Raw genomic sequence first — 23,710 nt, 5'->3', positions numbered from 1 at the left:
ACAGCAACCCGGTGATGGACCTGATGGCCGAGGAAGGCATCGCCGCGATCGCGCGTGCGCTGCCGGCGATCCGGCGCCGGCCCGAGGACATCGAGGCACGCTCCGATGCGCTCTACGGCGCCTGGCTCAGCGGCAGCGTGCTGGGCAACGTGGGCATGGCGCTGCACCACAAGCTGTGCCACACGCTGGGCGGCAGCTTCAACCTGCCGCATGCGGAGGTGCACACGGTGGTGCTGCCGCATGCGATCGCCTACAACGCGGATGCCGCGCCGCGGGCGATGCAGCGCATCGCGCGGGCGCTGGGGCGCGAGAACGCAGCGCAAGGGCTGTTCGCGCTGGCGCGCGACAACGGCGCGCCGACCGCGCTCAAGGACATCGGCATGAAGGCGGGCGACCTGGATCGCGCAGCGGACATCGCGGCGGCCAACCCGTACTGGAATCCGCGGCCGGTGGAACGCGAGGCGATCCGTGCGCTGCTGCAGCGCGCCTTCGAGGGCGCGGAACCTGGCTAGCCTAGCTGCTCCACTTGCGCTGGTACTCCATGCGCTCGAAGTGCTCGACCAGGAAATCGATGAAGGTGCGCACCTTCGCCGACATGTGCCGCCGGCTCTGGAAGGCGATGTTGATGCGCAGGCGCGGCAGGTCCCACTCGTCGAGCACCGGCACCAGGCGGCCGGCCACGATGTCCTCGTAGAGGATGTATTTGGGCTGCACCAGGATGCCGAGTCCGTCGAGCGCCGCCGCGCGCAGCACCTGGCCATCGTTGGCCTCGAGCAGGCCCTTGACCTTGATCACGCGCCGTTCGCTGCCGCGGCGGAAGGCAAGCTCTTCGGGGTTGTGGCTGTAGGTGTAGAGCAGCAGATCGTGCGAGGCCAGCTCGTCGATGCTCTGCGGCGTGCCGAGCCGGTCGAGATAGCCCGGCGAGGCGGCGAGGATGCGCCGGGTCTCGGCCAGGCTGCGGATGGTGATGTTGGAGTCGTTCTCGTACTCGCGCGTGCGGATCGCGACATCGATGTTGTTGTCGATCAGGTCGTAGTACCGGTTGGCCGCGACCACCTGGACCGCGACCTTGGGATAGCGCTCGGTGTAGGCGCGCAAGAGCGGCGCGATGTGGTGCATGCAGAAGGACAGCGACGCGGTGATGCGCAGCGTGCCCATCGGATCGAGCGCCTGCGCATTGACGGCCGAATCGGCATCGCGCAGATCGGCCAGGATGGTCTTGCAGCGGTTGTAGTAGCTCTCGCCCGCCTCGGTCAGCGAGAGGCGGCGCGTGTTGCGCTGCACGAGCCGCACGCCCAGCCGCGCCTCCAGCGAGACCAGGTGCCGGCTGGCGGCGGCGTTCGACAAGCCCACGGCCTCGGCCGCGCGCGACAGGCTGCCCAGCTCCGCCGTCTGTACGAACAACTCGATCTCGGTCCAGCGATCCATGCGGCATCTTAGGCGCGCTCGCACCGGCCTCGCCGCTTGCAGGATCGCCGCGAGTTCTTGCCCGATCGTCCAGACCCTGCCGGCCGCGCGAGACAAATTCACCGGGCTTGCCTAAGCTATGGACATGACCACCGTCTCCACTGCCGCCACCGCGCGCGAACGTCCGGACCAGCAGCTGCAGCTGGTCCTGCGGCGCGCTGAACTCGCCGCGTTGATCGAGCGCTTCGCCGTCGCCGAGGGCACGAACCCCACCGCCATTCCCGGCCTGGCGGTGTTCCGGTCCACGGGAGTCTGCGCACCGATTCACGGCGCCTACGAACCCGCCTTCTGCCTCATCGCGCAGGGAAGCAAGCGCGTCATGCTCGGCGACGAACTGTTCGTCTACGACTCGTCCAGCCATCTCGTGGTGTCGCAGAACCTCCCGGTGACCGGACAGGTCATCGATGCGACCCCCGAAGCGCCCTACCTGGCGCTGCGCCTCGACATCGATCCGGCGGCGATCGCGACGATGATGCTGGAGGCGGACCATCTCAAGCCGCCGAAGGCCGCGGCGCGAGGCATCTTCACCGGCGAGACCTCCATCGAGCTGCTCGATGCAGTGGTGCGCCTGATCCGCCTGCTCGATACGCGCGAGGACGTCCCTGCCCTCGCGCCGCTGGTCATCCGCGAGATCTACTACCGCCTGCTGAAGGCCGAGAACGGCTGGCGCCTCGGGCAGCTGGCGGTCGCGGGCAGCCATAGCCAGCGGATCTGCCGGGCCATCGCCTGGCTGCGCGAACACAGCACCGCACCGCTGAAGCTGGAGGACATGGCGCGGGCCGCGCACATGAGCGTGTCGTCCCTGCACCACCACTTCAAGGCCGTGACCGCGATGAGTCCGCTGCAATACCAGAAGCAGCTGCGCCTTCAGGAAGCGCGCCGCCTGCTCTTCAGCGACATGGCGGACGCGGCGGAGGCCGGCTACAAGGTCGGCTACGAAAGCCCCTCGCAGTTCAGCCGCGAGTACAGCCGGATGTTCGGCGCGCCGCCGGCACGCGACGTGCGGCGCTTCAGGCAGGGCGAGCTGGGCGGCAGGCTTTGAAGTCCGCCGGGCCGCCCCGCGAGGATCCACCTACAGGAACACGGCCGCCGGGCTGATCCGGTCGCGTCATCGAGCGCGCGATACCTGCTGTGCTGGGCTTTGGAAGTGTTGACCGGCATACCCAGCCGTGCCGGTCGATTTCCCGGAGCATTCGCATGACCACGACCACTTCGATCCATGACGTGATCTCTTCGGAACGCGTCGAAGGCACCAGCGTCTACAACGCGGCGGGCGACAAGCTCGGCACGATCGACGATCTCATGATCGACAAGATATCCGGCCAGGTCCGCTACGCGGTGATGGAGTTCGGCGGCTTCCTGGGGATGGGCACCGACCGCTACCCGATCCCCTGGAACATGCTGAAGTACGACACGGCGCAGGACGGCTACGTCGTCCCGTTGGACAAGGCGAAGCTCGAAGGCGCGCCGCGCTATGCCAACGACGACGTGCCCGACTACGACGACGCCTACAGCAGCAGCGTGAACAAGTACTACGGCTTCTGAGCGCCGGAAGCCCGCCCTGCCAGCCAGCCGACCAGACGCAGAAGGAAGTCGCGTTGCCAGTCGGGATGCGACAAGGCGTGGTCGGCGCCCTCGAGCACTTCGGCATCGACCGACCGGGCCTGCTCGAAGGCCGCCAGGTAGTTCTCGATGACCGGGTGCGGCACGGTGTCGTCGTGCCCGGATTCGATGACCAGCACTTCGCCCTTGAAGGCGGCGCAGGCCGCCAGCGCCCGGTTGTCCCCCGGGCGCAGCCTCAACAGGCGGTAGACCGACAGGTCCTGCTTGTCGAGCTGCTCCTTGGGTAGGGTCCAGTCCTCGTCGCGGTAGAGCGCCGGCGCGCGCAGCACCAGCCGGCGGACAGGACGCATGGCGCTCGCGAAGGCCGCGAGGTAGCCGCCATAGCTGACGCCGACGAGGGTGATCGCTTCGGGAACGACGGCCGGCTCGCGGGCCAGCCCATCGTAGGCGCGCAGCACGTCTTCCAGGTTGTCGGCGCGTGTCACCGTCTGCCGCTCCGCGGCGGACCACGACGGGTTCGGCAGGTCGACCGTGCGGCAGATCCAGCCCCGGCTCGAAAGCTCGCGCGCCAGCCTTCGGTATGGCCCGCGGCCGTCGTCCCAGCCGGGTACCAGCAACACGCCAGGCCGCGGGGCTGGCGATGCGAAGGCGTCGTGGCTGCTCATGCCGCGAGAATCTCATCCCGTCGTTGTGCGCGCAGTCAGCGCCGAGCCTTTTCGGCTGCCGGCCTCCCATCGAGCTGCTTGTCAGCCATTTGCGACTGGCTACACCAGCGGCTTCGTGGTCAACTCGTGTGGCCGTAAGGAGCTTTCGATGCAGAAACTCGTCAACGTCGAAACAATCAACGTGCGGTCCGAGGCCAGGGTCGAGCCCGACACGCTGATCGGCCCCATCTTCCTCGGGCAGGCCGTCGATGACCTGGAAGACGGACCGGAGGGGTGGCATCACGTCCGCACCGCGGTCGACGGGAAGTCGACCGAGGGCTTCATCAAGGCCGCATTGCCGATCACCAAATTCGACTGGCAGCCGCCCGAGCAGCCCACCCTGCGCGACCCGGTCTCTCCAGCGCGGGAGGCGCTCGTTGCCGCGGCCGTCGAGCAATGGCTGCGCTTCGACAGGGGCGCCGGCAAGGAAGCGAAGGAGCCCTTCAGCGGCTTCATCGGCGAGATGTGGAAAGCACTCGGCAAGCCGTTCACCGGCAAGACCACCAAGCAACCCTGGTCGGCAGTGGCGATCTCGCTGATGGTGAGGACGGCGGCCAGGGAATTCGACGAGTACAAGTCCTTCCAGGAGTCGATCGGCCATGCGGCGTACATGTGGGATGCGATCAAGAAGAACGCGAGCGGAGACCTGGCGGCGCCCTTCTGGGGCGTGCGGCTCGACAAGGCCAAGCCCCAGGTCGGCGACATCATCGGCAGCTGGCGCGAGAAGCCGGCGCGCTACGACGACTACCTCAATGCCTCGAACAACCCCGAGTTGCCTAGCCATTGCGACATCGTCGTGGCCGTCGGGCCCGAGGTCGCATGGGCCATCGGCGGGAACGTGCAGAACTCGGTATTCGCAACGGGCTACCAACTGAGCCCGGATGGAACGCTCCTGAGGAATCCGCGGATCACCGCCGAGGGCAAGCTCGTCGGCGAGGCGATCGTCGTCCTGGACAACAGGGTCAGCTCGTAAGAAAAAATGAAGGATAGATGCAGTTTCAGGTAGTTTATTTTCCGAATACGCGAACCTAGACTTGGCTCCAGGCCGTGCTTTCCGGCTCATCCGTTCCACATTGCCGGAGGTCCCCTGCCATGCGTCTGCGCTTTCTGATGCCTGTTCTCGTCCTGGCCGCGAGCTGAGATGACGAAACAATTCCTCGAACAACTGGAGACGCCCGCGCTGCTGCTCGACGAGGCGCGCATGGACCGCAACATCGAGCGCATGCGCAGCCAGGCGCGCCGCCTCGGCGTCTCGTTCCGACCGCACGTGAAGACCAACAAGTCGATGGACGTGACCCGCCGGATCATGGAAACGCCGCAAGGGCCGATCACGGTGTCAACGCTGCGCGAGGCCGACTACTTCGCGGCGCACGGCGTCACCGACATCCTCTATGCCGTCTGCATCGCGCCGAACAAGCTCGACCATGTGATGGCCTTGCAGGACAAGGGCGCGCGGCTCACGCTGATCCTCGACAGCATCGAGGCCGCGCGCATGCTGGCCGAGCGCGCGAAGGCGGCGCGGCGGCATTTCGACGTGCTGATCGAGATCGACTCCGACGGCCACCGCTCGGGCGTGAATCCCGATGGCAGCGATCTTCTCGAGATCGCGCAGTTCCTCGAAGGCGCCGGCATTCCGGTGCAGGGCATCCTCACGCATGCCGGAAGCTCCTACGACTGCGCCTCCATCGAGGCGATCTGCGCGATGGCCGAGCAGGAGCGTGCAGCGGCCGTGCATGCGGCCGAGCGCCTGCGCGCGGCGGGCATCGCATGCCCCGTGGTGAGCGTCGGCTCGACGCCGACCGCGCTCTTCGCCGAGCAGTTGCAAGGCGTCACCGAAGTGCGCGCCGGCGTGTTCGTGTTCTTCGATCTGGTGATGGCCGGCCTGAACGTCTGCCGCGTGGACGACATTGCGCTGTCGGTGCTGGCCACGGTGATCGGCCACCAGCGCGAGAAGGGCTGGACGATCCTCGATGCCGGATGGATGGCGATGTCGCGCGACCGCGGCACGGCCAGGCAGCCGGTCGACCAGGGCTACGGGCTGGTCTGCGACCTCGAAGGGCGGCCGCTGGACGACCTCATCCTCGTGGGCGCCAACCAGGAGCACGGCATCATGGCGCACCGCTCGGGCAAGATCGAAGGCGCATTGCATCTGCCGGTCGGCGCGCAGGTGCGCATCGTTCCCAACCACGCCTGCCCCACCGCCGCGCAGTACGAGCACTACAAGGTGCTCGGCGCCGGCCACGAGATAACCGCGACCTGGCAGCGCTTCAGCGGCTGGTGAAGCGCAAACAGGAAGACGCGATGCTGATCATCTCGGAGCAGGAAGCCCGCGCGCTGGTGAGCGTCGAAGACGCCATTGGAGCGGTCGAACAGTGCTTCGCCGCCATGGCATGCCAGGAGGCGCGCAACTACCCGGTGGTTCGCGAGGGCGTGGGCTACCAGGACGCCGTCTTCGGCGTCAAGGCCGGCTGCGACGCCGGCGCGCCCATCCTCGGGCTCAAGGCGGGCGGCTACTGGCCGCACAACGCGGGCAAGGGCCTGAGCAACCATCAGTCTTCGACCTTGCTTTTCGATCCGGACACCGGCCGCGCATCGGCACTCGTCAGCGCGAACTACCTGACCGGCGTGCGCACCGGGGCCGCCAGCGCCATCGCGACCAAGCACCTGTCGCGCCCCAACAGCAGCGTGCTCGGCATCATCGGCGCGGGCGTCCAGGCGCAATACCAGCTGCGCGCGACGCTGGCGGTGCGTGCGATCCGCAGGGTCCATGCGTGGAATCGCTCGCCCGAGAACCTGGCCGCCTTCGGCCGCGTCGTGGAGCAGCTCGGCCTGGAGTTCATCCCTCAATCCGATGCCCGGGCCGTGGCCGCCCACGCCGACATCCTGGTCACCGTGACGCCTTCGCAGAAGGCCCTGGTCGAAAAATCATGGGTGCGCCCCGGCACCCACATCAGCGCCATGGGTGCCGACACCCGGGGCAAGCAGGAGCTGGCCCCGGCGCTGGTGGCCGCGGCCGCCCTGTTCGTCGACGAGGCCGCGCAGGCCCTCAGCATCGGCGAGTGCCAGCACGCCTACGACGCGGGCCTGATCACCGAGCGGAGCTTCCGCGGCAGCATCGGCGCGGTCATCGAAGGCCTGTGCGACGGGCGCCGCACGGCCGATGAGATCACGCTCTTCGACGGAACGGGCGTGGCGCTGCAGGACCTGGCCGTGGCCGACCTCGCCGTGCGCACGGCCGCGCAGCGCGGGCTCGGCAGCAAGATCGACTATTAGGATCGGGGGATGTCGCACGACATCACCGACCTGCGCTTCTTCGTCGCCATCACCGAAAGCGGCTCCCTCGCGGAGGCCGCTCGGCGCATGGACGTGACGGCCTCGTCCGTGTCGCAACGGCTGCGGCAACTGGAGAGCCGCCTGGGGCTGCACCTGGTCCACCGCAGCACGCGCCGCTTCAGCCTCACCGACGAGGGCGAGCTCTTCCATGCGGGGGCCGTGAGCCTGCTCGCCGAACTGGATGGCCTGATCGACAACCTGCGCGCCCGCTCGGGCGAAGTCGCGGGGACGCTGAACGTCTGCGGCCCCCTGGGCTTCGGACGCCATCACCTGGCGGCCGCCGTCGCCGACTTTCATACGCTGCACACGGGGCTGAAGGTGTCCCTGACGCTCAGCGATGTGGTGTCGGCGGCCGACGCGAATCGCTTTGACCTGATCGTGCACATCGGCAACCTTGCGGATTCGAGCATGGTCGCCTACCCGATCGCGCCCAATGCGCGCTTCGTCTGCGCCGCACCCGGCTACCTCGCCCGCCGCCCGGCGCCGCGCACGCCGCAGGAACTGGCCGGGCACGACTGCATCGTGCTGCGCGAAAACCAGGAAGACGTGACGCTGTGGCACTTCAGGAAGAAACGCAGCGAAGTCGCGGTGCGGGTGGCGGCAACCCTGAGCAGCAATGACGGCGACGTCGTGCGGCAGTGGGCACTCAAGGGCAAGGGCCTGATCATGCGCTCGGAATGGGACATCGCCGAGAGCCTGGCCTCTGGGCACCTGGTCCGGGTGCTGGAGGACTGGAGCCTGCCGGCCGCCGATGTGGTGGCGCTGGTGGCGCAGCGCCTCGGCATGTCCGCCAGGGTGAAGCTGTTCCTCTCGTTCCTGCAGGCGCGCTTCAAGCCGGTGCCGCCGTGGCGCAGCCACGCATCTACTTGATCGAGCGGTTGCCTCGCATGAGCGAAAGAAGCAGCGTCATGAGCACCGCGCCGCTCGCCGCTGCGGCAAGCGATGCGCGGACCGGTTCCTCCGCGATGTATTGCAGGCAGCTGTCCTTGGCGTGGGTGACCCGGCCCGTGACGTCCCGGATCTTCCGGCCCGTCGCATTCACGGCATTGCGGGCATACGCGCGGCCGGTGAGGGCCGCGTCCTCGGCAATCTTCTTGGCGTCTTCCCTGGCATCCTCCACGTTCGAACGAATCGAAGGAATCGCGTCCCTGGCAATGCGCCCGCTTTCTCGCGCGTACCCCTGCGCGGCTTGAAGCGCCTCTTGCGCAGTCTGCTCGGCCTCATCGGCACGCCCCGCGGAAGTCTTGATGTTGTCGGTTGCCATTTCATGCTCCTGATGCTGCTCGCGGCACGGCGCCGCGCTGTGGCGCCAATTTCAAATCGAGCCGCAATCGGCGGTGTGGGCGCGAGGCGAAGCCTCGCGTAGGGAAAATACGGTGAAGCCTCTTCCCGCCAAGGTCGGTGCGGGCCACGGCGGCACAATGCTGACCTTCAACAATGCGCGATCCGAAGGAGAAGTCACCCCATGCAGGCAGTTCAGGAATGCGATGTGCTCGTCGTCGGAGGAGGACCGGCGGGCTCGACCATCGCAGCGCTCCTCGCGCGCGAGGGGCGGCGCGTGGTTCTGCTCGAGAAGGAGCATCACCCGCGCTTCCACATCGGCGAATCGCTGCTGCCGGGCAATGTCGAGCTGTTCGACAAGCTCGGCGTGCGCCAGGAGGTCGAGAAGATCGGCATGCCGAAGTTCGGCATCGAGTTCGTCCCGCCTGACCTCGACTACTGCAGCTATGTCGACTTTTCCGAAGGCTGGGACCCTTCCAAGGACTCGGCCTGGCAGGTTCGCCGTTCGGAGCTCGACGAGCTGCTGTTTCGCAATGCCGCCAAGGTGGGCGCGCTGGCCATCGAGGGCGCGAAGGTGTGCGAGGTCGATTTCGACGACACCGGCGCCACGGTGCAGGCGCTGCTCGGCGACGGCGCCAGGCGCACCTGGCGGGCGCGCTTCGTCGTCGATGCCAGCGGCCGCGACACGGTCCTGGCCAACAAGTTCAAGTGCAAGAAGAAGAACCCGGACCACAACAGCACCGCGCTCTTCGGGCACTTTCGCAACGCCCGGCGCCTTACGGGCAAGCGCGAGGGCAACATCAGCATCTGCTGGTTCGAGCACGGCTGGTTCTGGTTCATCCCGCTCGCCGACGGCACGACCAGCGTCGGCGCCGTGTGCTGGGCCTACTACCTGAAGGCGCGCGACAAGCCGCTGAAGGACTACTTCTTCGACACCATCGCGATGTGCCCGGAACTGCACGACCGCCTGAAGGATGCGACGCTCGTCGACGACAAGGTCCACGCGACGGGCAACTTCGCGTACTCCAGCACGCATGCCACCGGCGAGCGCTACCTGATGGTGGGCGATGCCTTCACCTTCATCGACCCGATGTTCTCGTCCGGCGTGTTCCTGGCGATGCAGAGCGCCTTCGACGGCGCGCAGCTGGTGCAAACGGCGCTCGACCAGCCGGCCGAACTGCCGGCGGCCAGGGCGGCGCTGGAGAAGCGCATGCGCGTGGGGCCGCGCGACTACTCGTGGTTCATCTACCGCGTCACGAATCCGACGATCCGCGACATGTTCATGCACCCGCAGAACATCTTCAAGGTGAAGCAGGGCCTGATGTCCCTGCTGGCTGCCGACATCCACCACGGGCGGGCCTACCGCCTCTCGTTGCTGATGTTCAAGGTGGTCTACTACTTCGTATCCCTGCTCAACTGGCGCCGCACCTATGCCGGCTGGAAGCGCCATCGCTTCAACATCCGCGACATGGGTCCGCTGCGCGGCGAGACCATCCTGAAGGCAGACTGAGCGCGGGCATCTCCCGCGCCGCTACTCGAGCGGCCCCGAGGACTCGGGCTTGACGGCGCTGTACTCGGAAAAGATGCCAAGCTCCGTATGCCGCCGCACCGCCTCGAAACCGGCCGCCTCGAGGGCCGCGATGATCTGGGCCGGCGCGATGCAGGCTTCGATCGTGTCCCAGTAATAGCGCCACAGTTCGGAGGTAGCGCGCTCGCGCGCGACGATGCGTGCGATGACGGGAACGAGAATTCGCATGTACGCTTTGAGCAGCGCGTTGCCGATTCGGCTTTCGGGCCGGCTGATCTCGAGAACGAGCAATTTGCCGCCGGGGCGCAGCACCCGATGGAACTCTGCAAAGGCCCTGCCGACATCGGACACATGCCTGAACGCGTACCCCAGGCTGAGGAAATCGGCCTCGCCGTCGGCGCACGGCAGTTGCTCCGCCCGCCCGACCCTGAGCTGGATGCCGCGCAACGCGACCTGTTTCAACATGCCCGGACTTGGATCGATGCCGACGAGGCTTCCTGCCGCTCCGATCTGGGCACAGGCCTCGCGTGCCAGCAAGCCGGTTCCGATACCGACGTCGACGACCGTGTCGCCTGGGGCCAGGCCGGCGCGCTGCAGCGCCATCCTCCGGTATCTGGGTCCGGTGCCCATCGCCAGGACACGCTCGATGCGGTCATAGTCGCTCGCCGTTTCGTCGAAGATGCGGCGCACGAAGCGCTGATGCTCGACCTCGTCCCGGTAGTACGCCGGCAACGGGCTGTGGGGCAATTGCACGGGCCCGGCGGCTAGTTCGGATTCTGGAGCGGTGTTCATTCCCCATCATAGACACGCCCTCCTGCAACCCGTCCTGGATGAAACCAGGTGCCCAGGGCTTCGCGACGCAGGCGCGTCGCTGCGCGGCCTTACTTCTTGGCCTTCTTTGCGGGTGCAGCCGTCTTGGCTGCAGGCTTGGCGGCTGCCTTCTCGGCCTTGCGCTTTGCAGCCTTGGGGTCGATGGCGGCCTTGAACGCTGCACCCGGAACGAACTTCGGCACCTTCTGTGCCGCGATCTTGATCTTGGCGCCAGCCTGAGGATTGAAACCCGTGCGTGCGGCGCGTGCGACTTGCTTGAAGGTTCCGAAGCCGATGAGCTGGACCGGATCGCCCTTCTTCACTGCAGCGACGATGGAGCCGGTGACTGTTTCCAGAATGCGGGCGGCTTCAGCCTTGCTGACCTTGTGTGCGGCGGCGATCTTTTCGACCAGTTCGATACGGTTCACTTGAATTTTTCCTTGGTTTGATTCGCCATGTTGCCGATGGCGGCGCAGCGATCGATACGTGCTGCAAGCGGCGCGGAGTGTAGCGCAGCGTCTGCGCCTCAGCTGACGATGCCCAGGTGCCAGGGCACGAACTCATGGTCGCCCAGGCCCAGCAACTCGCTCTTGGTCGGCTCGCCGGAAGCGGAACGCAGGATGTGCTCGAAGATGCGCCGGCCCATCTGCTGGACATCCAGCTCGCCGTCGAGCACCAGGCCGCAATTGATGTCCATGTCTTCCTCCAGGCGCGTGAACATCGGTGTGTTGCTGGCGAGCTTGATCGTCGGCGCCGGCTTGGAGCCGAACATCGAGCCGCGCCCCGTCGTGAAGCAGATGAGGTTGGCGCCGCTCGCGATCTGTCCCGTCGAGGCCACCGGGTCGTAGCCCGGCGAATCCATGAAGACGAAGCCGGCCGTGTCGATGGGCTCGGCATATTCGTAGACCGCCTGCAGCGGCGTGGTGCCTCCCTTCATGGCCGAGCCGAGCGACTTCTCGAAGATGTTGGCCAGGCCGCCGGCCTGGTTGCCGGGGCCGACCACGCCGTTGAACTGGCCGTTGTGGCCGCGCGTGTACGCCTCCCACCAGGCCAGGCGGTCGAGCAGCTTCTGCCCGACCTCGGGACTCACGGCGCGACGCGTGAGCATGTATTCGACACCATGGATCTCCGGCGTTTCCGACAGGATCGCGGTGCCGCCGTGGCGCACCAGGATGTCCATGGCCGCGCCGAGGGCCGGATTGGCGGTGATGCCCGAGAAGCCGTCGGAGCCGCCGCATTCGAGGCCGATCTTCAGGTGGCTCGCGCTCACCGGCTGGCGCTTCACCGCGTTGGCCGCCGGCAGCATGGATTCGATCGCCGCGATGCCGGCCGCAATGGTGGCGCGCGTGCCGCCGATGTCCTGCATCACCAGCGTGCGCATGTCCGATCCGGGCGCGAGGCCCTGCGATTCGACCAGGTCGGCCACCTGGTTGCGCTCGCAGCCCAGCCCGACGATCAGCACGCCCGCCAGGTTGGGGTGGCGCGCGTAGCCGGCGATCGTGCGCCGCAGCACGTCGAAGTGTTCGCTCGGCGAGGACATGCCGCAGCCGCTGGTCTGCGCGAACGCGGCAACACCGTCGACATTCGGAAACGCGGCCAGGCGCTCGGGCGTGAAATGGGCGGCGATGTGCTTGATGACGGTTGCCGAGCAGTTGACCGACGCCAGGATGCCGATGAAGTTGCGCGTCGCCACGCGACCGTCGGGCCGCACGATGCCCATGAAGGTGGCGCGCTCGGCCTCGGGCACGTAGTCGATCGGGCGCACGTCCTCGCAGAAGCCGGGATCGCGGTCGAAGTCGATCAAGGCCAGGTTGTGCGAATGCACATGCTCGCCGGCTTCGATGTCGCGCATGGCGGCGCCGATCACCGTGTCGTACTTCTTCACCCGCTCGCCGGCGGCGATGCGCCGCGCGGCGATCTTGTGGCCGGCCGGCACCTGTGCGCGCATGCGCAAGCCCAGCACGGGCAACTCCTGCCCCAGCGCGATCGGTGCGCGGGCGATCAGCACGTTGTCGTTGGCATGCAGCCGGATCAGCGGCGACGCGGGCGGGGTGCTTGTCATGCGCTCAGCCCTTGGCCATCAGCTCTTTGAGCTTCAGTCGCTCGATCAGCTCGGTTTCCTTGCGGTACGTGGCGGCGACGTACTTCTCGTAGTCGGGTCCGTCCAGGTACATCAGCGGCGCATCGATCTTGCCGCAGGCTGCGATGAACTCGGCACTGGCGGCGGCGGCCTTGAAGGCTTCGCGCAAACGCCGCTCGACGGCAGGCTCCAGGCCCTTGGGCGCGCCGACGCCGTTGGGCGCATCGACCACGACGTCGAAGCCCTGCTCCCTGAGCGTGGGCACATCGGGAAAATCCTGCGTGCGCTTCTCGCCCCAGGTGGCCAGCAGGCGCAGCTTGCCGGCCTTCACGTGCGGCGCCCAGGAGCTGGAGTCGGCCAGCGCATCGATCTGGCCCCCGAGCAGGTCCTGCAGCGCCGGCGCGCCGCCCTTGTACGGGATGTGGTTGAACTGCACGCCTGCGGCGAGCGCGAACTCCTCCATGCCGACGTGCGTGGCGCCGCCGATGCCTGCGCTGCCGTAGGTCAGCTTGCCCGGATGGGCCTTGGCCGCGGCGGCGAACTCCTTGAGCGTCTTCCAGGGCGCGTCGGGGCGCACCGCAATGCCGAAGGTCTGGCCCGAGGTACGTGCGATGAAGCTCAGATCCTTCAGCGGATCGAGCTGCACCGTGCCGAGCTGCGAAAAGCGCGTCACCGAGATCGGGATCTGGCCGATCGTGTAGCCGTCGGGCTTGGCGCCGGCCAGGGCCTTCATGCCCAGCATGCCGGAGGCGCCGGCTCGGTTGTCGACCACGACGGGCTGCCCGAGCTGCCTTGCTGCGGCCACGCAGAGCGCACGCATCGTCACGTCGGCCGTGCCGCCGGCCGGCCAGGGACAGATGAAAGTGATGGGCCGCTCGGGGTAGCTGGCCGCAAGGGCGGCGCGCGGAAGCGTGGAAAGAGTGGTGGCGGCAGCACCGAGGCTGCCGAGGACGAACTGGCGGCGAGTGGAAGCCATCTTGTCTCCTGATCTTGTCGTGGGAATTCGCCGCATTGTTGATGGACCGATCATTACAATCCAATGAAGTTATGGACTGTCTTCTTAACCAATCCGACATGTACCGATCGTGAGCGACATCGACCGCGTGCTGCGCTCCAACCTCAAGCTGAAGCACCTGCAGCTGCTGATCGCGCTCGATCAGTTCCGCCACCTCGGCCGGGCCGCAGAGTTCCTCTCGCTCACGCAGCCGGCGGTCTCCAAGACGCTGGCCGAGATCGAGCGCATGTTCGGCCTCGATCTGTTCGTGCGCTCGACGCGCGGCACCGAGCCCACGCCGTACGGCGACTCGGTTGTTCGTTTTGCGCGCTCCGTGCTGGCCGACTATGGCCGCACGCGCGACGAGCTCGCCGCCGTGGCCAGCGGGGCCGCCGGCCGCGTCAGCGTGGGTGCGATGGTGGTGGCCACGCCGGGGCTGCTGTCGCGCGCCGTCGAATTGCTGAAGGCGCGTTCCGCGCTGACCACGGTGGCCATCGAGGAAGGCGATCTCACCCGGCTTCTGCCGCGCCTGCGGGTGGGTGAGCTGGACCTGTTCGTCGGCCGCCTCGAGCCCGGCTACGCGGCACCGGACCTCGAAACCGAGCGGCTGTACGACGAGCCGATGAGCATCATCGGCCGGCCGGACCACCCGCTGGCGCACAAGCCGAGGCCGACATGGGAGGATCTCGCAGCCGTGCCCTGGGTGGTGCCGCCTCCGTGGGCCTCATCGCGCATCAAGCTCAATCAGATGTTCTACAAGCACGGGCTCAACCCGCCGGTGGATCTGATCGAGTCTGCGTCCTTTCTTGTGACGCTCAGCTTCGTGCGCGAGCGCGCGGCGATCGCATTCGTCGCGCGGACCGTCGCGCGGTTCCTGAAGCGCGAGGGCCTTGCCGAGACGCTGCGCGTCAAGGTGCCGATCGAACTGCCGCCCGTGGGCATCATCACGATGCGCAGCCGGATGCGGACGCCGGCCTGCGAACAGCTCATCGAATGTCTCAGGCGGGCGTCGAAGTCGAGGTGAGCGAGCCGCCTCGCATGGCCCCTCGCGTGAATGTCAGGCCGCATTCCAGGCAACGTCCGGCAGCACGCCAGTGCCGGGACGTGCAAACAGGAAGCCCTGGAACAGCCGCACGCCGAGCCGGCGAAGCACGTCCACTTCTTCCGGAGCTTCCACGCCTTCTGCAATCACCTCGATCCGAAGCTCGTCGCATATCGCGACGAAGCCCTTCACGATCGCGAAGCGCACGGCGCTCCGATGGATGTCGCGAATGAAGCTCACATCGAGCTTGACGACGTCCGGCTGAAAGGCGGCCAGCAGTTCGAAGCCTGCATAGGCAGCGCCGAAGTCGTCGATGGCAGAGGTGAATCCGAAGCGTTGGAAGCTGTGGAAGGTCGCGGCCAGCGCCGGGAGGTCGGCGACGGCTTCGCCTTCGGTGAGCTCGAACATCAGGCGATCGACGGGAAAGCAGACTCGCTCGGCGGTGCGAATCGCGGTATGAAGGCATTCCGCCGGTCCCGCGATGTCGTTGGGGGCCACGTTGAGGCTGAGCCTGGATTGCATGCCGAGCATCGATGCCATCTCGATCGACTTCACCCTGCATGCCTCGTGGAACGCAAAGCGATGACGCGCTTCCACCCTGCCGAGCACCTCGAGCGCCCCTTCCCCGTGAACGCCTCGAACCAGCGCTTCATGCGCGAATACCTCCCGCAGTTCGAGGTCCACGATCGGCTGGAACGCGATCGTGAAGTCGGGGCCGATGACGGAAGCGACGGCGTCGCTGATGTTTTCGGATCTCACCGGGCAAGGGACTCTTGGCGTGACCATGAAGAGCCGCGCTGGGTTTCAGACCTTGAAGCCGCCATCGTGAATCGGTTTCTTCCGTCTTTCTTGGCTGCGTAGAGGGCCGAGTCGGCGCATGCCAGCAAGGATGCAAAATCGTCCTCGCCTTCCTCCGCCAGCGCGATGCCGACGCTGGTCGTCACCTGCAATGTGCGATTGGAGAGAACGAAGGCCGGACGCATGGCGGCCAGCACCTTGGCGGCAACCAGCTGCGCCTCATCGGCGCCGGCGATTCCTTCGAGCAGGATCACGAACTCGTCGCCGGCATAGCGCGCCGCCATATCCGTCTCACGAACGCTCTCTTTGAGCCGGCGGCCGAATTCCCTGAGCACCGCGTCGCCGGCGGCGTGGCCCAGCGAATCGTTGATCGACTTGAAGTAGTCGATGTCCAGAAACATGAGGCAGATCGGAATGCGGGACCGCCGGGACCTCGCCATCGCCTCGCGCACGTGCTCTTCGAACGAGCGGCGGTTCGGCAGGCCGGTGAGCGCGTCTTCGCGCGCGAGGGTGTCCAGCTGCATCTGCTTCTGCTTCAGGTCGCTGACGTCGTTCGCCAGGACGTACAGGCCGACGACCTCGCCCTGTGCATTCCTCTGCGGCAGATAGGTCGTCTGCAGGGTCCGCTCGCCAACCAGCAGCTTGGCCGTCTGTTCGAAGGACACCTCCTCTCCGGCAAAGGCCCGCGCCAGCAGCGGCTTGCGCATCTCGTAATGGGCGTCGCCGACGGCCTCGCGGATCGGGCGGTTCATGATCGACTCCGGCGCGATGCCGAGCCAGCTCTGGTAGCGGCCATTGCAGAAGACCACCCGTTCGTCCAGATCCAGCTCGGTCAGAAGCGCCGGCACGTTGTCGGTCAGGCCGCGCAGGCGCTGCTCGCTCTCGGCGCTGCGGATCTCGGCCCGCTTGCGCTCGGTCACATCGAAAGTCATCGCGTAGAAGCCCCGCACCACACCCGCCGCGTCGCGATCGGGAATGTAGTGGGACTGGTACCAGTTCTGGCTGACCCCGCGCGTGCTGTAGCCTGTTTTTTCGAAGGTCACCGCTTCCCCGGCGAGCACGCGGCGCACATAGGGTTCGACCAGCTTGAAGTCTTCGATGCCGCGCACGTCGGCCATGAGACGGCCCACCAGTTCCGCGTTGTCGTGCAGCGCGCGCACGTGCGCATTGACGAAGGTGTAGTGCAGCGAAGCGTCGACGTGCGATACCAGTGCCGGCAGGTTGTCCGTGATGGTGCGGATGCGGGCCTCGCCCGCGGCCCGCTCGCGCTCGGCCACCTTCTGGCGCGTGATGTCGAAGGTCATCACGTAGTAGCCGACCACCTCGCCGGCCTGGCGGATGTCGGGCACCAGATGGCACTCGAAGAAGCCCTCCTTGCCATTGCGATCGTAGGTGCCGACGTGGCGCGTCGCCGTGCCCGTCAAAACCTTGGCAACCTCCGGAACGAGTTGCTCGTAGACCGCGTCGGGCAGCGACTCCTTCATGGTGAAGGTGCCGAGCTCGGCCTGCGTCTTGCCCCGCACGGCGAGACCGGCCTTGTTGCCGAAAAGGCAGCGCTGGTCGCGATCGAAGTAGCCGACCACGGCGGGCAGGTTGTCGGTCACGTCGCGCAGGAATCTTTCGCTCGATTTCAGCCGCTCCTGCGAGGTCCGGCGCTCCAGCATCAGCGCATCGAAGGTGCGCGAAAGATCGCCGATCTCGTCCCCGGGCGGCAGCTGCTCCATGGGTACGTAGCTCGAGTCGGTGCGCGAGACCTTCATGTGCTCGTGCAGGCGCGACAAGGGCGCGAGCTGCGAGCGCATGACCGTGAAGGCGAACCCGCCCACCAGCACCGCGAGGAGCAAGGCGCCGGCCCATGTGTAGCGCTCGATGTCCTCCACCTGGGCAAAGGCCTCGTCCCGCGGGTAGATGCATCCGAGCACCCAGTTGGTCTGGCCGAGGCGCTTGAAAGCGTAGAGCCCGCGCAGGCCGGTGCGGTCCGTCGCCTCCATCGCGCCTTCGAATCCGGCCAGCGCGCGCTCCATCGCGGGATTGCGCCCATTCGCGGCATCGGCGCGCTGCAGGATCCGGGACTTGTCGGGGTGGTCGACCACGATGCCATCGGTGTTCGTGATGAACATGTATCCGGTCTGGCCGAACTTGACGTTGGCGAGCTCGCCGAGGAAGTTCTGCTCGCTCAGGTTGATCGCGCCGGACATGACGTAGACCACCTCGCCCCGCTCGTCGAGCACCGGCTCGGTCATGGCAACCTGCGCCTGGCCGTTCTGGCGATTGCGGTAGGGCTGGGAGATAACACCCGCCTTGGCGGCGACCGTCTGCCGGAAATATTCGCGGTCCTTGATGTTGATGCCGGCCTGCGGCGCGCCGTTGATGCCCGCCACGAGCTTGCCGTTCATGTCGGCGAAGGCGACGTTGGCGAAGGCCTCCTTCAGCGACTTGTGCTGCATGATGAAGGCTTGCAGCAGCGCAGGGTCCGCCAGATGACGCGCCTCCACGCTGTCGCCGAAGGTCCTGAGCAAGGTGCGCCGGCTCAGGAACTTCTGATCCACCGCCTCGGCGATGGCGGAGATCCGCTCGAACTCTTCGTTCGCGATGGCCGCCTGCATGTTGCGCTTGACGAAATAGAGCGCGGCCGTGGTGACCCCCAGCGCGATCAGCAGAACGATCGCGACCATGCCCACGGACAACCGGGCGCGCAGGCCGAGGCGAGGAAGGCGAAGAACGGGAAGGCGCATCGGTGAAGCTTGGTAAGAACGGCCGCAGCTCGAAGCCGCAGACCAGAAGCGTCGCTTTGAACATGGCCTGCGCCGGGTCAAGCCGTGCCAGAGCATACCGAGTGAAGGTCTTCGGACATGCAAGGGCGAGCTGCCGCAAGCGGCCCTTGCGTGATGAAGTTGCGATGTCCGGGACTCAGTGGGCTACCTGTTCCATCGCAGCGCAAAAAAATGCCCCGCCCCAGGTAGCGATTAATTCCCATATGAACTGGATTGCCATTAGCGACCCTTTGCGCTGCATGTGGGAAATAAAGCACATACCCTGCGAGCGGGTTTAGGAATCAATAAAACGTTGCCATTACAAATAGTCAAATGGCCTTAAGCATTTCCCACTACAAAACCATCAAAATTGAATAGCGAATGTCAAACATTGACAAATTCGCCGCCGGCGCTGTTGTCGCATTTCCATTTCTCTTAACATTCCAGCGAAGTAAATCGTTGCTTCTGTAACATTTAATAATATTGTTTTACCCGTCGAGGTGTCATGAACCAGAGCTATTTCACTGTTTGGAACGAATCCATTGGCGCCTGGGTCGCTGCGCCCGAGAACACTCGGGCCCGCGGCAAACGCGGCAGCAGCCGGGTAGCGGTGGCAGCCGCAGGTGGCGTGCCTGCATCGCGCGGGCCGAGCCGCCTGCGCGCGGGGATCATGAGCGCGCTGCTGGCGATGGGCGGGATGGGATGGGCGTCGTCGGCGCAGGCGCAGGTGAACTGCACTGCGTCGCCGTACAACTTCTACAACGGCAGCTCGACCTGCGCGGGTTTTCAGTCCCAAGCGACTTTCGGCGGAGCCACTGCTATAGGTTTTAACGCCGCCAGTACGGGGCTGAATGCCACGACTCTCGGCTACCAAGCCCTTGCTTCAGCCACCAACTCCATTTACGTGGGTGCGCGCACCGGTGGAGTGGGAGCGTCCGGGGAGTCGTCAATTGCTATCGGTACGGATGTCAACTCCGGCGGCGCGGCAGCCACCGCTGTCGGCGTGCAGTCGAGAGCAATGGGACTTAGGGGCGTTGCCTTGGGTCCGCAAGCCAATGCCGCGGTCGACTATGCGACAGCACTCGGCGGCGGTGGCATCAGCCCAGCAACAGCCGTACGAGCCACCGGCGTCGGTTCGACGGCTCTCGGTGGCAATGCCACCAGTGGCGCACTTGCATCGGGCGTCGACGCCATTGCCATTGGGGGTCAATCCGTCTCGTCGACCCAATACTCGGTGGCCATCGGCTTGAATGCGGCAGCCTCAGGCACGGGCGGTGCAGTCGCGATAGGTGGCAGCGCGGTCTCCAACAATATCAATACGGTCGCGCTGGGAGTTAACGCCAATGCCACCGGAGCTGGCGCAAGCGCGTTGGGCACCGCCTCTCAGGCTACGGGAGGGAATTCCACCGCAGTCGGTGTCAACTCTGTGGCAGGCGGAAACTTCGCGTTCGCCGGAGGCTTTTTATCCCAGGCAACCGCGCTGCGCACCGTCGCAGTAGGCAATGAGGCAGAGGCAACCAGCGACGCAGCTACCGCCGTCGGCAACGCCGCTCGAGCGGTAGGAAACAGTTCGCTTGCGCTCGGGGCGCAAGCGCTCGCAATGGGTACCAGCACCGTTGCGGTCGGCCAGGGTGCCGGTGCGGGCTCGACGGCTGCCAATACCGGTTCAATCGCATTGGGTATTGCATCCGGGGCGCTGGTTACCGGCGCTCTGAACACCGCCATCGGCGGCGGCATTGCCAGCGTGATGCGGGGCGCGGGTTCGGGCGTCACGGGAACGCGCAACGTCGCCTTCGGCACAGGCGATGGCACGGTCGCCTACGATGGGACCTTGGACGCTGCGGCAGGCAGCCTGGTAAGCGGCAACGACAATATCGCCATCGGCACCAACGCAGGCATCGGCGTCGCGGGCAACGCGACGACATCGATCGGCCTGAGCGCGAATGCGAGCGCGGACAGGGCGATCGCCATCGGCTCCCAGGCAAAGGCTTCCGCACTGGATGCCGTCGCGCAGGGCAACAGCGCCGACGCGGGCGGCCGGAACGCCATCGCAATCGGCTTCCAGTCGATCGCCTCAGAGATCAATTCCATCAATCTCGGTGCGCGCACGCTTGTGGGAGCGGGCGCCACGGCGGCGGGCGCCATCGCCATCGGCACGGATGTGACGGCATCGCAGGATCAAGCTATCGCAATGGGGATCGTGAGCCGGGCAACCGGCGCCAATGCGGTAGCGGTCGGATCCCGGGCCAACGCGGCGGCGGCCAACGCCACCGCACTCGGCTCGGGCGGAACCGACGCCGCGACCGCCGTGCGCGCCTCGGGCACCGGTGCTGTGGCGCTGGGCGGCAACGCGACCGCGGGCGCCAACGCGGCGGGCACCAATGCCATCGCCATCGGCGGAGAGTCGTCCGCGACACAGACGGAAGCGATCGCGATGGGCCGCCTGGCGAGCGCCTCGGCCTTGAACACCATCGCGGTCGGCAGCAATGCGCGGGCCGATTCGGCCGAAGCAGTGGCGATCGGCACCAACGCCACCGCCACTGGAGGTCGCGCGGTCTCGATCGGTTCGGGCAACGTCGCCAGCGGCAATGGCGCAGTCGCGATCGGCGATCCCAACACCGCCACCGGCGATGGCGCGGTGGCGCAGGGCATGGACAACACCGCCACCGGCAACGGCTCGGTCGCGATGGGCAATACCAACATGGTCGGCGGCGGCGGCCAGGCGGTCAGCACGCCCGGCATCTCGGCGCAAGGCGCGGTCGGCATCGGTTTCCAGAACACGGTGGTCGGCCAGGGCAGCGTCGCGATCGGCAGCACCAGCAAGGCACTGGCTGCGGGCGCGGTCGCGTTCGGCGACACAGCGGTGGCCAACAACGCGCGCGACGTGGCACTGGGCTCCGGCTCCGTGACTGCGGCGGCTGTCCCTACGCCCAGCGCCGTGATCGGCACCACGACCTACAACTTCGCCGGCACCACGCCGACGAGCACGGTCAGCGTCGGCGCTTTGGGCACCGAGCGCACCATCACCAATGTGGCCGCCGGCAGGATCTCCGGCACCTCGACGGACGCCATCAACGGCTCGCAGTTGTTCGGCACGAACCAGCAGGTCACGAAGAACACGGCCGACATCACCACCCTCGGTGACACGATCACGGACATCAACACCGGCGCGGGCATCAAGTACTTCCACGCCAATTCGACCCTGCCCGACTCGCAAGCCCTGGGGGCGAATTCGGTCGCCATCGGCCCGAACGCGGTCGCCAACAACGCCGGCGCTGTGGCGCTGGGCTCCGGCTCGGTGACTGCGGCAGCGGTTGGCACGCCCAGCGTCGTGATCGGCACCACGACCTATAACTTCGCGGGCGCCACCCCGACGAGCACAGTCAGCGTCGGCGCCTCAGGTGCGGAGCGCACCATCACGAACGTGGCGGCGGGCCGGCTCGACGGCAGCTCCACCGATGCGATCAACGGCTCGCAACTGTTCGCCACGAATCAGCAGGTGACGGCGAACACGACCTCGATCACCAATCTCAACAACACGGTCGGCAACATCAACACCGGCGCGGGCATCAAGTACTTCCACGCCAACTCGACCCTGCCCGACTCGCAAGCCCTGGGGACGAATTCCGTCGCCATTGGCCCGAATGCGGTAGCCAACAATGCAGGCGACGTGGCGCTGGGCTCCGGCTCGGTGACTGCGGCAGCGGTCGGCACGCCCAGCGCCGTGATCGGCACCACGACCTATAACTTCGCGGGCGCGACGCCCTTCGCGACATTGAGCGTGGGCTCTTTGGGCGCCGAGCGCACCATCACGAACGTGGCGGCGGGCCGGCTCGACGGCAGCTCCACCGATGCGATCAACGGCTCACAGCTGTTCGCCACGAACCAGCAGGTGACCGCGAACACGACCCAGATCACTAATCTCAGCAACACGATCGGCGACATCAACACCGGTGCTGGCATCAAGTACTTCCACGCCAACTCGACCCTGCCCGACTCGCAGGCCTTGGGAACGAATTCCGTTGCCATCGGCCCCAACGCCGTCGCCACGGGGGTGAGCAGCATTGCGCAGGGCCTTGGCGCCAGTGCAACCGTCGATGGTTCGGTTGCACTCGGTTCAGGCTCGGTCTCCGACCGGGTCGTCGCAGGCAGCACGGGCGACATTCCCGCAGGTAGCTCGCTGATTCCGTTCAACACGACCGACCGCGCGCTTCTGGGCGCCGTCTCCGTCGGCAGCGCGACTACCTACCGCCAGATCACCAACGTGGCGGATGGCACGCAATCGCAGGACGCGGTCACGGTACGCCAGCTCAGCGGCGCGCTGCAATCCTTCGCCGTCACGCCGCTCCAGTACTTCCATGCGAACTCCACCGCAATGGATTCGCTGGCCATCGGTGCCGAATCGGTGGCGGTCGGCCCGCAGACGGTAGTCAACGGCGACAACGGGGTGGGCATCGGCAACGGCGCCGTGGTTCAGCAGACCGCGCCGGGCGGCGTGGCTGTCGGCCAGGGTGCGACTTCGCACCGGGCGGACTCCATCGCGATCGGCACCCAGTCGTCCGCGGCAGCGGTCCAAGGCGTTGCGATCGGCGCAGGCACCAGCGTGACCCAGGCCGGTGGCGTGGCGTTGGGCGCCGGCTCGGTCGCCTCCACTGCGGCAGGGGCGGCTGGCTACGTGCCCACGGGTGCATCCACCTCGCAGACCGCGGCCATCAACGCGACCACCAGCACGCTGTCGGCGGTATCGGTGGGCGATGCTTCCAACGGCCAGTTCCGCCAGATCACCGGCGTGGCAGCGGGCTCGCTGGACAGCGACGCGGTCAACGTGTCGCAACTGAAGGCGGTGCAGACCACGGTGGCCAGCATCGACCAGTCCGCTGTGAAGTACGAGACCAACGCCGACGGCACCACCAACTACAACAGCGTGACCCTGGGCGGCACGAACACGAACGCGCCAGTGACCCTCCACAACGTCGCCGACGGCGTGGCAGGCAACGACGCCGTCAACGTGAATCAGCTGAATGCCGGCCTTGCGGCTGCCAATCAGTACACAGACGCCAAGCTGGGCCAGGTGCAGGCCAATATCGACAAGGTGAGCAGAGAGGCCAACGCCGCCGCGGCAGGCGCGATGGCGATGGCCAATCTGCCGCAGGCCGCCATCCCCGGCAAGAGCATGGTGGCCGCGGGTGTCGCAGGCTTCGATGGCCAGGCTGCGCTGGCGCTCGGTGTGTCGAAGCTCGCGGACAACGGCCGATGGATCGTCAAGTTCAGCGGCACGGCCAACTCTCGCGGCAAGGTCGGCGTCGCCGCCGGCATGGGCTTCCACTGGTAGGCACCTGATTGCAACCAATTTCCAA

The 23,710-nt window shown here is 66.7% G+C and carries 19 protein-coding genes; 10 read left to right on the top strand and 9 right to left on the bottom strand.

The features are described 5' to 3' along the window. A partial coding sequence (locus AC3A6B_RS28660) for a dehydroquinate synthase/iron-containing alcohol dehydrogenase family protein (RefSeq protein WP_487840029.1) occupies positions 1 to 512 on the top strand: 512 nt, incomplete at its 5' end. Position 513: 1 nt separating this feature from the next. Here the strand turns inward: AC3A6B_RS28660 and AC3A6B_RS28655 are convergent. Next, positions 514 to 1,428 (bottom strand): LysR family transcriptional regulator, encoded by a 915-nt coding sequence (locus AC3A6B_RS28655; protein WP_487840028.1) that lies wholly within the window; start codon positions 1,426 to 1,428, stop codon positions 514 to 516. Between the two features lie 118 nt (positions 1,429 to 1,546). Between AC3A6B_RS28655 and AC3A6B_RS28650 the strand changes: the two genes are divergently transcribed. Both AC3A6B_RS28650 and AC3A6B_RS28645 read left to right on the top strand, forming a co-directional pair. Continuing rightward, positions 1,547 to 2,509 carry an AraC family transcriptional regulator gene (locus AC3A6B_RS28650; protein ID WP_487840027.1) on the top strand — a complete coding sequence of 321 codons (963 nt, stop codon included), beginning with the start codon at positions 1,547 to 1,549 and terminating at the stop codon, positions 2,507 to 2,509. A gap of 155 nt (positions 2,510 to 2,664) precedes the next feature. Beyond that, the gene (locus tag AC3A6B_RS28645; RefSeq protein WP_487840026.1) at positions 2,665 to 3,012 is read left to right on the top strand and encodes a PRC-barrel domain-containing protein; all 348 of its coding nucleotides are present in this window, start codon (positions 2,665 to 2,667) and stop codon (positions 3,010 to 3,012) included. Here the strand turns inward: AC3A6B_RS28645 and AC3A6B_RS28640 are convergent. Further along, positions 3,000 to 3,695 carry an alpha/beta hydrolase gene (locus tag AC3A6B_RS28640; RefSeq protein WP_487840025.1) on the bottom strand — a complete coding sequence of 232 codons (696 nt, stop codon included), beginning with the start codon at positions 3,693 to 3,695 and terminating at the stop codon, positions 3,000 to 3,002. The two genes, AC3A6B_RS28645 and AC3A6B_RS28640, sit on opposite strands and share 13 nt — an antisense overlap. A gap of 148 nt (positions 3,696 to 3,843) precedes the next feature. Between AC3A6B_RS28640 and AC3A6B_RS28635 the strand changes: the two genes are divergently transcribed. The 4 genes from AC3A6B_RS28635 to AC3A6B_RS28620 all read left to right on the top strand — a co-directional run bounded on the left by AC3A6B_RS28635 (position 3,844) and on the right by AC3A6B_RS28620 (position 7,937). Next, complete coding sequence (locus AC3A6B_RS28635; RefSeq protein WP_487840024.1) at positions 3,844 to 4,707, top strand: DUF2272 domain-containing protein; 864 nt, start codon at positions 3,844 to 3,846, stop codon at positions 4,705 to 4,707. A 168-nt stretch (positions 4,708 to 4,875) separates the two neighbouring features. Then, positions 4,876 to 6,015 carry a DSD1 family PLP-dependent enzyme gene (locus tag AC3A6B_RS28630; RefSeq protein WP_487840023.1) on the top strand — a complete coding sequence of 380 codons (1,140 nt, stop codon included), beginning with the start codon at positions 4,876 to 4,878 and terminating at the stop codon, positions 6,013 to 6,015. Positions 6,016 to 6,035: 20 nt separating this feature from the next. Next, positions 6,036 to 7,007, top strand: a complete 972-nt coding sequence (locus AC3A6B_RS28625) for an ornithine cyclodeaminase family protein (protein ID WP_487840022.1) — start codon at positions 6,036 to 6,038, stop codon at positions 7,005 to 7,007. 9 nt (positions 7,008 to 7,016) lie between these two features. Then, positions 7,017 to 7,937, top strand: a complete 921-nt coding sequence (locus AC3A6B_RS28620; RefSeq protein WP_487840021.1) for a LysR family transcriptional regulator — start codon at positions 7,017 to 7,019, stop codon at positions 7,935 to 7,937. Here the strand turns inward: AC3A6B_RS28620 and AC3A6B_RS28615 are convergent. Further along, entirely contained in the window at positions 7,930 to 8,331 is a 402-nt protein-coding gene (locus AC3A6B_RS28615) for a hypothetical protein (RefSeq protein ID WP_487840020.1), read from the bottom strand. The genes AC3A6B_RS28620 and AC3A6B_RS28615 overlap by 8 nt on opposite strands. Positions 8,332 to 8,532: 201 nt before the next feature. Between AC3A6B_RS28615 and AC3A6B_RS28610 the strand changes: the two genes are divergently transcribed. Further along, a complete protein-coding gene (locus AC3A6B_RS28610) occupies positions 8,533 to 9,858 on the top strand; it encodes an NAD(P)/FAD-dependent oxidoreductase (RefSeq protein ID WP_487840019.1) in 1,326 nt (441 codons plus the stop codon). A gap of 21 nt (positions 9,859 to 9,879) precedes the next feature. Here AC3A6B_RS28610 and AC3A6B_RS28605 read toward each other — a convergent pair whose 3' ends face one another. The 4 genes from AC3A6B_RS28605 to AC3A6B_RS28590 form a co-directional block, all read right to left on the bottom strand. Next, entirely contained in the window at positions 9,880 to 10,668 is a 789-nt protein-coding gene (locus tag AC3A6B_RS28605; protein ID WP_487840018.1) for a class I SAM-dependent methyltransferase, read from the bottom strand. 89 nt (positions 10,669 to 10,757) lie between these two features. After that, positions 10,758 to 11,114, bottom strand: coding sequence for an HU family DNA-binding protein (locus AC3A6B_RS28600; RefSeq protein ID WP_487840017.1), 357 nt, complete (start codon positions 11,112 to 11,114; stop codon positions 10,758 to 10,760). Between the two features lie 98 nt (positions 11,115 to 11,212). Next, the gene (locus tag AC3A6B_RS28595; protein WP_487840016.1) at positions 11,213 to 12,748 is read right to left on the bottom strand and encodes a UxaA family hydrolase; all 1,536 of its coding nucleotides are present in this window, start codon (positions 12,746 to 12,748) and stop codon (positions 11,213 to 11,215) included. Positions 12,749 to 12,752: 4 nt separating this feature from the next. Next, positions 12,753 to 13,742, bottom strand: a complete 990-nt coding sequence (locus tag AC3A6B_RS28590; protein WP_487840015.1) for a Bug family tripartite tricarboxylate transporter substrate binding protein — start codon at positions 13,740 to 13,742, stop codon at positions 12,753 to 12,755. A gap of 109 nt (positions 13,743 to 13,851) precedes the next feature. Here AC3A6B_RS28590 and AC3A6B_RS28585 point away from each other — a divergent pair, with 109 nt between their 5' ends. Next, on the top strand, positions 13,852 to 14,784 hold the full coding sequence (locus AC3A6B_RS28585; protein WP_487840014.1) for a LysR substrate-binding domain-containing protein: 933 nt from the start codon (positions 13,852 to 13,854) through the stop codon (positions 14,782 to 14,784). Between the two features lie 33 nt (positions 14,785 to 14,817). On the opposite strand, the gene AC3A6B_RS28580 is transcribed toward AC3A6B_RS28585, so the two are convergent. Then, positions 14,818 to 15,561, bottom strand: coding sequence for an EAL domain-containing protein (locus tag AC3A6B_RS28580; protein ID WP_487840013.1), 744 nt, complete (start codon positions 15,559 to 15,561; stop codon positions 14,818 to 14,820). Continuing rightward, positions 15,558 to 18,335: a sensor domain-containing diguanylate cyclase gene (locus tag AC3A6B_RS28575; RefSeq protein ID WP_487840012.1), complete on the bottom strand. Its 2,778-nt coding sequence runs from the start codon at positions 18,333 to 18,335 to the stop codon at positions 15,558 to 15,560. Before AC3A6B_RS28575 ends, AC3A6B_RS28580 begins: the two co-directional genes overlap by 4 nt. Before the next feature lie 523 nt (positions 18,336 to 18,858). Here AC3A6B_RS28575 and AC3A6B_RS28570 point away from each other — a divergent pair. Beyond that, positions 18,859 to 23,685 (top strand): YadA-like family protein, encoded by a 4,827-nt coding sequence (locus AC3A6B_RS28570; RefSeq protein WP_487840011.1) that lies wholly within the window; start codon positions 18,859 to 18,861, stop codon positions 23,683 to 23,685. The last annotated feature ends 25 nt before the right edge of the window (positions 23,686 to 23,710 follow it).

The sequence above is a fragment of the Variovorax sp. Soil_C_33 genome (assembly GCF_057656935.1).
Note: the sequence above shows the minus strand (reverse complement) of the source record. Positions and strands in the feature narration are given on the sequence as shown.